Source organism: Streptomyces sp. NPDC002785, from assembly GCF_040295565.1.
Taxonomy (GTDB): Bacteria; Actinomycetota; Actinomycetes; order Streptomycetales; family Streptomycetaceae; genus Streptomyces.
Genome location: NZ_JBEOVN010000021.1, coordinates 48,154 through 59,135 on the forward strand (window position 1 = coordinate 48,154; position 10,982 = coordinate 59,135).

Genomic DNA, 10,982 nt, shown 5'->3' on the forward strand with positions numbered 1-10,982 from the left:
TCCTGCGGCTCATACCGCCGTCGGTTCCAGTTCGCGCTCGAACCGGCGCTCGTCCCGGGCGATCCCGGTCATCGGGTGGTCGTCACCGAGCTGCCGCGACAGTTCGTCGACCGTCTCCGCCCTCAGCCGCGTCGCCTCGTCCTTGCGCCCCATCGCGTCGAGCGTGACCGCCGTGTTCGACACCATGGCCAGGGTCTCCGGGTGGTGCGCCCCGAGGACGTGCCTGAGCTGTCCGGCCACCTTCCGTTCGGTCTCCAGCACGAGTTCGAGATCGCCCCGTGCGGCCGTCGCATTGGCCAGATTCATCACACAGAAAAGGGTGTTGGGGTGCTCGTGCCCGTACACCTCCCGCATCGACGCGACCACCCGGGTCAGCACCCGCTCCGACTCATCCACCGCGCCGGCCCCCAGCTGGTAGACGCCGAGGTTGTTCAGGGCTGCCAGGGTGTACGGGTGTTTCTCCCCCGGCACCTTCATGTACTGGTCGACGACCTCCTGCGCAGTGTCCCTGGCCTCGGTCGCCTCGCCCGCCGCGAACAGGTCGGCCGCCAGATTGAGGTCACAGGCCAGCCATTCCGGGTTGGCGGAGGTGTACTTGGCCCGGTACCGGGCGCGGGTCGCCACCGTGAGCCTGCGGGCGTCCTCCAGTCTGCCCGCCCTGCGCAGCGACACCGCCAGGCTCTTCGCCGCACTCAGCGTGCCGGGGAAGGCCCGGCCGAGCGTGGCCTTGTAACTGTCGTACGTGCGGCTGAGGATGGAGACGGAGTCCTCGTACCGCCCGACGTCACGCAGGTCACGGGCCAGGTTCATGGCCGAGGAGAGGCTGTACGGGTGTTCCGCGCCGAGCACCTCGACCCGCCGGTCGAAGACGTCCTGGTCGATCTCCCTGGCCTTGGCGTACTGACCGATGGACCGCAGGGTGAACGCCAGGTTGTTGGCCGCTGCCAGGGTCCTCGGGTGCGAATCGTGGAAGATCTGATTGAACCCGTCGGTGGCTTCGGTCGCCAGCTCGATCGCCCTGGTGTACTCACCGAGCGTGCCGAGGTCCGTCGCCAGGCTGCTCGTGCTCATGTAGGTGTGCGGATGCTCCGGGCCCAGGACTTCCCGCTGTGTCGCCAGGGTGATCTCGTCGAGCTCTCTGGCCTCCACGTAACGGCCGCGCGAGCGGTAGATGTTGGAGAGGTGGAAGCAGAGGTAGAGGTACTGGATGTCGCGCTCCCCCAGTGTCTCCTTCCAGATGGCGCGCAGCTCCTCGCAGAGGGAGGCGGCGGTCCTGAAATCGCCTCGCTTCCAGAGGTAGCGAACCCGGTCGATCAACAGCCTGCGGGCCTCGGGCTCCTTGCAGTTGCGAGCGTCGGACGGGCCGAGGTGCGGCCAGATGGTGGCGAACTGCGGCCAGGTCGAGGGGTTGTCGATCGGCTCGTCGTCATCGGGCCGGGCGCCCGCCAGAATGCGGTGGACGGCATGCCGGGCGTCCTGCTGCTCCTCCTCGCTGAGCTGTGCCCGGATGACGGCCTGGACGAGACGGTGCACCTGGATGGAGTTGGAGACCTGGTCGACCTTGGCGAGGGCGAACCGCCCGATCTCCCGGATGACCCGGCCCAGCACCAGCTTCTCCTGGAGCGAGGCGTCGTACGGCTTCAGCGCCTCGATCATCTCCTTGCTGTACAGGAGGTTCCCGGAGATCGGCTCGGGGGCGAAGAAGGCGCAGAGCTGCAGCAGCCGCACCGCGGCGGGCGAGCGCTCCTTGAGCCGTTCGATGGAGATGTTCCAGGTCGCGGCGACCGGCTCCGGGTAGCCTGCCGGCTGGTTGAGCGCCAGGACCTCGGGGGCCTGCTGGGCCAGTTGTTCCAGATAGGTGTCGATCGGGGTGGCGGTCTCCGCGATCCAGGCCGCCGCCTGCTCGACGGCGAGCGGCAGGTCACCGACCGCGGTGGCCACCTGGGCGGCGTCCTCGTCGCTCAGCCCCGGGGCCCGGCGCTGAAGGTGTTCGATGGACTCCTCGCGGAGGAAGACGTCGACCGGCAGTGCGTCGCCGTGCTGGGACCAGGCCTGGTTACGGGAGGTGACCAGGATGTGGCCGGAGCCGCCCTGCGGGAAGTAGCGCCTGAGCCGTTCGGGGTCGTCGGCGTTGTCGAAGACCAGCAGCCAGCGGTCCGAGGGCACGCCGCGCCGCAGCAGGTCCACGGCCTCCTGGGAGGCGGCCGCCATGTCGTCGCCGCCCTGGGCGCCGAGCCGGACGGCGAGCTCGGCGAGCCCGGCCACCACATCGTCGGTCTGCTCGGAGGAAATCCACCAGACCAGGTCGTAGTCGGCCATGAAGCGGTGCACGTACTCCAGGGCGACCTGGGTCTTGCCGACGCCGCCGAGTCCGTACAGGGTCTGCGGCTGCGGCAGCACGACGGCCATTCCGCCGCCGAGCTGGTCGCGCATCCGCTCCAGGACCAGCGAGCGGCCGGTGAAGCCGGGGTTGCGCGGCGGTGCGTTCCAGATCCTGGGGACGGTACCGGGGAAGCGCGGTCCGGGCGACACACCGTCGGTGAGCTGTACGGGCCGGTCCAGGGCACGCAACAGGGCGGCGGTGGCATGCACCTCATCGAGCCGGAAGAGATCCACGGGGTTGCGGTCGATGTGGGCCGCGGACAGCCGTACGTCGCCGACCCTGAGCGGCAGCAGATGGCGCCGGCCACCGCCGGGGTCCTCCGCCACGGCCCGGTCCCAGAGGTTCACCGCCCGCTGCGACTTGAGGTAGGCGCTGGAGAGCAGCACCACGGTACGGGCCGCGTTCTCCGCGGCGGTGGCCGCCGGTTCCGGGGTCTCCCGCTCGGCGGACACATCGCGCGGTACGACGCGGAACCCGGCCCGGGTGAGCACGGATTCGATCCAGTCGGCCCACATCCGGTTCTCCGCCACATAGCTGAGGAAGAGATCGGCGGGCAGCGCGGGCCTGCGCCGGGTGAACGCGTCACGGATGCGCAGCCGTACCTCTTCGCCGACCGGTGGCATCGAGGTGATCTGCTGGTTGGTGATGACGGAGGTGAGCCGCTCGAAGGCGGAGAGCAGTGAGTTGGTGAGACCGGCCTCGTCGCCGAAGGTGGCGAGGGTCTCCTCGTAGGCGTAGTAGGGGCGGTACGGAATCTCCACCGCGCCCCAGTAGGCGGTGAGTTCATCACCGGACAGGTCGCGCGGCAGCCGGTCGAACTTCAGCCGGGCCAGCGCCCGTCCGGCGTCGGCCTTCTCCTTCTCGCCCTCGTCGATGCGCATCGGGACGGGGAAGATGGAAATGGGGCGGCCGGTGTAGCGCTCGGAGATCTGCCGGGCGACGGAGGCGGCGCCGTCGATGGACTGGTCACTGAGGGTGAAGCAGTCGACGAGGACGTCGGGCAGATGGACGGTGCAGATGTCGGCGATGTCGCTGAGGCCCGTCCGGCTGTCGATGAGGACGTAGTCGTAATTGGCCTTCATGTCGTCGCGCAGGGCGTCGAAGAAATGGCCGCCGCCGAGCCGGTCGTAGAAGTTGTCCCAGTCGAAGGTGGAGACGGTCGCGGAGTATTCGCGGTTCTGCCGCCCGGCGGAGACGAAGTCGAGGGTGCCGCCGTGCGGGAACTCCCAGCCGAGCGCCTCGGGCGTGAGGGATACGGCGTGCGGCTGGATACGGGCGTAGTCGCGGTGCCAGTCGTCGGCGCGCTGAACGGGGCTGGTCGCGGCCCACGCGTACTCGGTGATCAGATCGATGACGCCGGTGGTGGCACCGAGCGTCGACGGGTCGAGGAACGGGTGGAAGAACCGGTGGAGCCCCGGTGCCTCCAGGTCCCAGTCGACGGCCAGCACCCGTTTTCCGTTGGCGGCGAGTATCCAGGCGGTGTTGGCCAGGGCCATGGTGCGCCCGGTGCCGCCCTTGTACGAGTAGAAAGTGACGATGCGCCCGTCACGACTGGCCGTCATCCGTGTCCTCCGCATCCGTCGCAGGGTCGTGTGTCCCAGGGGTGTAGTACGTCTGCGCCATCGGCCCCAACAACCGTGTCCGTTCGGTGTGCCCGCCGCCGGTGGCGGGTGGGTAGACCGCCGCATGTCTCAGGTATTGCTGGGCCGCCACCTCGACCACCTGCGGCAGGATCTGCCCGAAGGCCTCCATGCTGGGTACGCCCTTGGCGGCGGCGCGGCAGTAGGCCCGCCCCTGGCGCATCTTGGTCGGCATGGTCTGTTCGAGTTTCTCGGTCAGCTCGGCCTCGGCCGCCCTGCTCTCGTGGTCCTCGCGGTTCCACGGCACGATCATCGTCACCCAGGGGCGGTTCTCGGCGTCGAAGGCGGCGAGCCGCCGGCGCCGGTCCTCGTCCTGCAGGGCCCAGCGGTCGACAAGCAGGATCTCCGGTCTGCTGGGCGGCTGCTTTCCCTCCGGGTGCCCGGACTCCTCGTCGAAGGAGGAGATGGTGGCCTGGTAGTTGAGGGAGCGCACCAGGTCCTCGGCGACATAGGCCAGGGGGCGGGCGGCGGCCGGGTGGTAGGGGTTCCAGTCCTGCGGATTGTCGCCGTAGTACTCGGCGTTGCGGCCCTCGGGCAGGTCGTGCCGGGTGGGGGCGGCGATGGTCACCTGCATGGGGCGGGGGCCGCCGACTCCGCTGTTCGGCGGGCCGAAGGCGCTGGGGGCCAGTCGGTAGTCGACGGGGCGGCCGGCACCGATCCGTATGGTGTCCGCGACGTTGACTATGCGCTTGGCGAGTTCGTACACCGCGCGCTCGTACTCCTCGGCGAAGAGCCTGAGTTTGATCAGTCCGTAGAGTCCGTCGCTGACGTAACGGTCCCCGAAGTCACGGTGGTTGAACTGTAATCGCTCGGCGGGGCCCGGGAGTTGGCTCGGCGGAACCGGCACCCAGAGCGCCGGGACGATTGCCTCGGCCGGCTGGTTGGAGCGGGCCCGGTAGTGAATGGCGCGCTGGGCGAAGGCGTACCACTCCTTGCCGCACATCTCGCTGGCGAAGTAGCGCGGCGAGAACAGCGGAACGAACACCCGACAGGTGGCGAGCACCTCGCCGAGCCGCTCCGACCAGCCCTCGCCGGAGCGTATCTCGCGGTCGATGAACCCGGCGGGCGCGCCCGCGGGCAGATCGGTCATGGCCATCACATGGCCGCAGAGATCCTGGAAGAGCCGCTCGACCCACATATCGGGGTCCGTTCCACCGCCGTACCCCGGTGTATGTGCATAACTCAAGAAGAAGTACGGCCGATGGTCCGCCGCTCGCTGCTGCGTTGTTGCGTGCACACGACCCCCGTCCTGTGTGAGCACCCGCACCCGAGGATTGAAATGAATGCGAGCGAATTCATCATTCCGGAGCGGACGTTGCTCCACCCCCATGGCGTTCGGTCAATCAACGCCAGTTTTCAGTCATACGTTCCCCGGCTCAGCCGATCATTCCTTGATCGAATTCGGTCTGCGCCCGTTCCTCCCAGTTGTCCTGTGCGTACCGACGGCCCCGGCTGAACCGGAATGCAGGCCTCAGATCTCTTTTCGCATCTGATCCAGCAACCGTTTCCCGCTGACGGTCAGTTCGGCGGCACCCTCCAGCGTGTCGAGGGCCTGCGGTACGCCCTCCAGATAACTCGGCTCGAAAGCCCCCAACGCCACCCGCTCATAGGTGTCGGTCAGCAACCGGGAAAACGGAACTGCTTCTTCCCGCCAGGGCATCCGATGTTCCCAGGAGCCGTCTGCCGCGTAAAGATCCGTGACATCGCGAAGCGCCCGCAATTCGGCCCGCCGGAAGCCCCGCAGCAGCGCGAAAGCCAACTCCTCGGCACTGCCGTACGGGGAGATCCCCAGTGCGCCGTATCCGTGCCGCCCGACGGCGGGCTCCGCCGGGGCCAGACGGGTCAGCGGTGTGAGGGTGGTGAGGCGGCCCGCCATGTCCCCGGTGTACCCGGGCGCCTTCGCCCCGATCAGCGTCCAGGCCTCACCGATCCTGGCCCCCAGGTCGGCGGCGGCCCGGTCGTCGAGGGCGTCCGCGGCGGGCACGGAGAAGCACTTGCGGTACGGGTCGAGGTCATCGAGCACGAAGCCGGGCGTCGAACCGGGCGTCACGAGCCGGCGCAACGGCCGCCAGCCGGGACCGGCCTCCTGCGGCCGTACGACCCGCAACTCGGCCGCGTCACTCCCTTCCCGCCGGACCAGGAAGCCGTCCTCGGTTGCCCGCACCAGTGCCGTGTCGTGCTCCCCCGCATCCGGGATCCGCAACTCGCCGAGGCCGGGCAGGAAGATCGTGCCGCCCGAGAGGGTCACCCGTACGGAGAGATCGAGGCCGCCCCGTACGGCGGCGGCCGCGAGATACGCCGGCATCCGACGCGCCACCTGCACGGCCCCGGGCCGCTCGTGGACCAGCTCCATCGCGTACAGCAGCCAGCTGCGGGTGTACGGGTGGGCCAGCACCTCGTCCAGACCGCGGGCCCCTTCCTCGGACGCATCGATGGTTGCGGCCAGTTCCCAGACGGCCGCCCACCGCTCGCCGCCGCGCCGTCCGATGTCGGCGTTCAGCCGGGCGAGCAGGGTGCGGGTGAGGTCCTGCTGGGCGGCGAGCAGCTCGACGGGCTCGGACACCGCGGGTGCGACGAGGGCCGCCGCGGTGCGCGCCTCGATGCCGCGCACCAGGGTCTCCAGATCGGCGCAGTACACGGACGGGTTGTCGAATGCGCCGGACGGCCCGGTGGAGCGGTATCGGTGGGTGTAGAGGCCGCCTCCGCACGAACGCACGACCGGGCATCGGCGGCAGGTCTCACTGACGCCGGCCAGTCCGAGCTGGCGGGCCCGCACCCCGGGATGGGCCGCGACTTCGTCGAAGGTGTGGGTGAAGACATCGAATCCGGTGGCCGCCGCGCCTTCGTAGGCGCTCTTGAGCGAGTCGACCTGCTCCAGCTGGCCGTCGGTCTCGACGACGACGAGGTCGGTGGGGGAGAGCCCCAGGGACTCGGTGAGGCTGGGGCCGCCGCTCAGCGTGGACAGCACCGAGGAGAAGAGCCGTACCGGCACCGGGCGCCCCTGCTCCTGCCAGCGGTCGAAGACCGCGAGAAGCCAGTCGGCGTAGGCGGTGGGTGATCCGTCGGGGCGGGGCGGCGGCTCGTCCCAGGTGGCGTGCGGAAGCAGGAAGTCGATGAGCGGCGGGGCGAGCTCGGTGAGTGCGTCGAGGACCGCGCGCGGGTCGTTCTCGATGTCGACGGTGCACAGGAGTCCGAGGTTGAGATGGCGGTAGCGCTCCTGCTGGAGCAGCTCGACGGCCTTGAGAACCAGGGGGTGGCTGCTGCGTCCGTCGGCGTAGCGGCGGTGCCGGTCGTTGGCGGCACGATCGCCGTCCAGGGAGATGCCGACCTTGACGTCGAACTCGTCGAAGAGGTCGAGATAGCGCGGGCTGAGCTGCAGTCCGTTGGTGTGGATACGGAGATCGAGCTCAGCGATGCCTTCGAAGGCGGAGGTGAGCTCTTCGCAGACGCGCCGTAATCGGGCGGGGCCCGCCAGCAGAGGCTCCCCTCCGTGCAGGATCACTGACACGGAGGGCAGTGCATGTGTCTTGGCATGCTCGGCCAAGCGTTGAGCAGTCCGGAAGATGACATCATCAGAGATTGTTTTCGGCCGGGTTCGCCAGCTCTGATCTGCATGTTCATAGACATAGCAGTGGTCACAGGCAAGATCGCACCTGCTGTGAACCTTGAGAACGACTTCGCGGAAAGGGACCAGGGGTCCTGTCATTCCACCAGTCTAGCCAGCCCGAAGGGGTGCTCGGGGCATTGGTTCGGAGTGCCGGGGCGTCGGTTCAGAGTGCCGAGTTGAAGGTCGATGCCCGGGTGGGGCGACCGGCTGACGCGGCATGCACGCGACCGATCTTCCGGGCAGTAGCAGTGCCGCGGACATCGATCTCGACGAGCGGCACACGGTTCTTCTTCGCAACAGCGAAGGGGAGGGAGGATTCAGAGGTCTTCACGGCCGTCCTTGAGGGGATTTGTTCCGATGGAATGGTTCCAGACAGGAATGCAGCAACGGTATCCGCACCATTGCAGTGTCTGGCGGCACGACTTTACTCTCATGACCTCGGTTGGCAACTGAAGCTGCCCGCTTGGAACAAGAGCGTCACATGGGACTGCCCCGGGTCGAACGGAACCACCCATTCCACCATTGAGGTGACGACATAACCGCAGACGGGAGTGAACATGACGGCGATTCCCGGACCGCTGCAGAGCATGGTGTTCAGGAACGCCGACCTGCCGGCGCTGTTCCATCACACGGACGCGATCGCCATCGCAAGCCAGCGGGAGGCCGTGAACACCACCCGCGTCCAGCTGATTCTACTGGTCGTGGGCGCGATGCCGGCTGCGGTGCCCTGGCACCTGGAGATGGCTGACACGTTTCAACTCACCGATGCCATCGGCGTGTTGGCCTACGTGGGTGTCCTGATCACGATGTACCTCACCGCCCAGCGCAAAGCGAAGTCGCAATGGCAACTCAACCGCTCGGCAGCAGAGTTCATCAAGTCGATTTGCTGGCGCTACTCGGTGCACGGCTCACCTTTCGACACCATCACCCAGCACCCCGAGGCGATGTTCGCGAATCGTCTCGAAGAAGGTCTTCAGGAGCTCCGGAAGGTGGGGTGGGCCGACCCCCGCGACCTGACTGCGGACTCGGGCGGGCTGATAACGGACTCCATGCGCGAGTTGCGGAACAAGGCATTCACCGTGCGCAAGGAGACGTATGTACGTGACCGGCTGATCGAGCAGCGCAGTTGGTACCGCAGGCGTCAGGAGGTGTCCCGGCGGGCCACGCTCGCCTGGTCGACCACCATTGCCGTACTGACGGCGCTCGCCCTGGTGTTCGCGCTGCTGCGGACGTTCTCCGTCACCCAGTCCTTCGCCGTGACGGGGGTGGTCTCGGCCGCCGCGGCAGCCTGTCTGGCGTGGAGCGAGATGCGCCGCCACCACCCGCTGATCTCGGCCCACTCGCTGGTGGAGCAGGATCTGGAGGCGATGCAGGTGGCGATGGAGACCACGCTGACCGAGCGTCAGTGGCCGAGGGCAGTTTTCGAGACCGAGCGCATCGTCTCCCCACAGCACACCGACTGGCTTGCTCGGCATCAGATGTGACGGATAGACAGGATGACGGACGGCGCGGTCGTACACGAAGACGGCCGCGCCAACGGGTCAGGTGCGCTCCACGCCCTCGCGCCAGATCACTGTGACCGGGCGGCCCAGGCTGCGGGCGTACGTCACGATGTCGCCCGTGCCGCCGAAGCCCCGGGCAGGCCTTCCGTCCCACACGGCGAGCAGCCGGTCGCAGTGGTCGGCGATGTACGCGCCCGCCGCGTAGTACGCCTCGTCCGTGGAGTGCGGGTAGTCCAGTCGGACCTCCCGGACCGCCCGGTCCTTGAGGGCCCGGTAGCGGGCGAGTTCGGCCGCGTCGGCGAAGCAGGATTCGTAGTCGCCGCTGGGAATGACGACGGTCAGATCCGCACCGTGGGCCAGGGCGAGATCGGCGAAGAGCTGGTCCGCTCCCACTGCCAGGCTGGAGAGGGCCTCCAGGGAGCCCTCGAAGCCGCAGAGCGCCGCCCGTAACCCGGCCAGCACATGCGCATGGGCCTCCTGCGGAATGCTGCGATGGCCGGTCACTCCGATGCGTTTCACGGACCTGGAACCCCCTGAGGTGTCTGCCGGGGGTTCCCGGAGGACATCCCTCCGGAAGGCATAGCATCCGCCCCCGTATGCTCCTGCATGACCGACCTGCCCCACATTCTCTCAAAAGCCGCGGGGTGAACGGGAGCCCCCGCCCGGGATTCGGACGGGGGCTCCAACTGGGCCAACTGCTCGTTCGAGGGCCGGACCGGGGTGCCGTGCGTCAGTAGACGCTGACCCCGTACGCGCTGAGCGCCTCGGTGACCGGCTGGAAGAACGTCGTACCGCCGGAGGAGCAGTTGCCGCTGCCGCCCGAGGTGAGACCGACCGCCTGGGAGCCGGAGTAGAGCGGGCCGCCGGAGTCGCCGGGCTCCGCACACACATTCGTCTTGATCATGCCGTAGACGATGTCCCCGCCACCGTAGTTGACCGTGGCGTTGAGGCCGGTGACCGTTCCGCCGTGGATGCCCGTGGTGGATCCGCGGCGGGTGACGGACATGCCGACCGTGGCGTTGGCCGCACCGGTGATGTCGACGCTGCCGACGGTGCCCTGGTGGTCGACCGAGGTGTTGTCGTAGCGCACCAGACCGTAGTCATTGACCGGGAAGCTGGATCCGACCGTCGGGCCGATGCTGGTCGAGTTGGAGGAGTTGGTGTACCAGGGCGGGTTGCCGTCGGTGCAGTGACCGGCGGTCAGGAAGTAGTAGGTGCTGCCGCTGCGGACGTTGAAGCCGAGGGAGCAGCGCCAGCCGGGGGCGTAGATCGCGTCGCCGCCGGAGAGCAGTTTGCTGAGCTTTCCTGAGGTGCGCTCGATCCGCAGGGCGCCGGCGTTGGCGCCGGCGGACTGCTTGATCTGCTTGATCTCGGCCTGCGAGACCGTGCTGTCCGCGGTGACCACGAGGGTGTTGGTCGCCGGGTCGATGCTCCAGGCGGTCCCGGCCACATCGGCGCCGAGCACGGCGTCGCTCGCGGCGGAGAGCTGCCTGGCGCTGAAGGTTGTGGTGGTGTCGGCCTGGGCGGTGGGGACGGCGAGTGCGGCGACGGCGACAAGGCCTGCGGCGATGGCGACAGCCCTGCTGCGTCTCGCGGTACCGCTGAGGGGGATGGTGCGCTTGATCCTCACTTTTCGTTCCTCCCGAGGGGAAGTCGGGGGCCCGCCTGTGGGGTGGCCGGACCCGTGAGGCGCAGTCGTTCGCACGGCATGCCCGCAGTACGGAATGCCGTGTTCCTGACAAGCGCTGCTCGGGAGTATTCAAGGCGTCAACTTCTCGCACAAGAGGGCCTTCTGGCCTCAACTTGTCGCACCGCACAGGGCGGCCCCGGCAGCACACGTGCTGCCGGGG

The 10,982-nt window shown here is 68.4% G+C and carries 7 protein-coding genes; 1 reads left to right on the top strand and 6 read right to left on the bottom strand.

Annotation, left to right across the window (positions count from 1 at the left end; genetic code table 11):
* Positions 1–9: 9 nt before the first annotated feature.
* The 4 genes from fxsT to fxsA form a co-directional block, all read right to left on the bottom strand.
* Positions 10–3,945: an FxSxx-COOH system tetratricopeptide repeat protein gene (fxsT, locus tag ABTZ94_RS08690; RefSeq protein ID WP_351198899.1), complete on the bottom strand. Its 3,936-nt coding sequence runs from the start codon at positions 3,943–3,945 to the stop codon at positions 10–12.
* Entirely contained in the window at positions 3,929–5,284 is a 1,356-nt protein-coding gene (gene fsxC, locus ABTZ94_RS08695) for an FxsC protein (RefSeq protein WP_351198919.1), read from the bottom strand. The genes fxsT and fsxC overlap by 17 nt, the downstream gene beginning before the upstream one ends.
* A 210-nt stretch (positions 5,285–5,494) precedes the next feature.
* The gene (gene fxsBH, locus ABTZ94_RS08700) at positions 5,495–7,729 is read right to left on the bottom strand and encodes a radical SAM/SPASM protein FxsBH, inactivated beta-hydroxylase extension form (protein ID WP_351198901.1); all 2,235 of its coding nucleotides are present in this window, start codon (positions 7,727–7,729) and stop codon (positions 5,495–5,497) included.
* Positions 7,730–7,793: 64 nt separating this feature from the next.
* The gene (fxsA, locus tag ABTZ94_RS08705; RefSeq protein WP_351198903.1) at positions 7,794–7,961 is read right to left on the bottom strand and encodes an FxSxx-COOH cyclophane-containing RiPP peptide; all 168 of its coding nucleotides are present in this window, start codon (positions 7,959–7,961) and stop codon (positions 7,794–7,796) included.
* Between the two features lie 226 nt (positions 7,962–8,187).
* Between fxsA and ABTZ94_RS08710 the strand changes: the two genes are divergently transcribed.
* On the top strand, positions 8,188–9,114 hold the full coding sequence (locus ABTZ94_RS08710; RefSeq protein ID WP_351198905.1) for a DUF4231 domain-containing protein: 927 nt from the start codon (positions 8,188–8,190) through the stop codon (positions 9,112–9,114).
* A 57-nt stretch (positions 9,115–9,171) separates the two neighbouring features.
* Here the strand turns inward: ABTZ94_RS08710 and ABTZ94_RS08715 are convergent, their stop codons facing one another.
* Positions 9,172–9,651 carry a hypothetical protein gene (locus tag ABTZ94_RS08715; RefSeq protein WP_351198907.1) on the bottom strand — a complete coding sequence of 160 codons (480 nt, stop codon included), beginning with the start codon at positions 9,649–9,651 and terminating at the stop codon, positions 9,172–9,174.
* A gap of 211 nt (positions 9,652–9,862) precedes the next feature.
* Positions 9,863–10,762: a S1 family peptidase gene (locus tag ABTZ94_RS08720; protein WP_351198909.1), complete on the bottom strand. Its 900-nt coding sequence runs from the start codon at positions 10,760–10,762 to the stop codon at positions 9,863–9,865.
* Between the last annotated feature and the right edge of the window lie 220 nt (positions 10,763–10,982).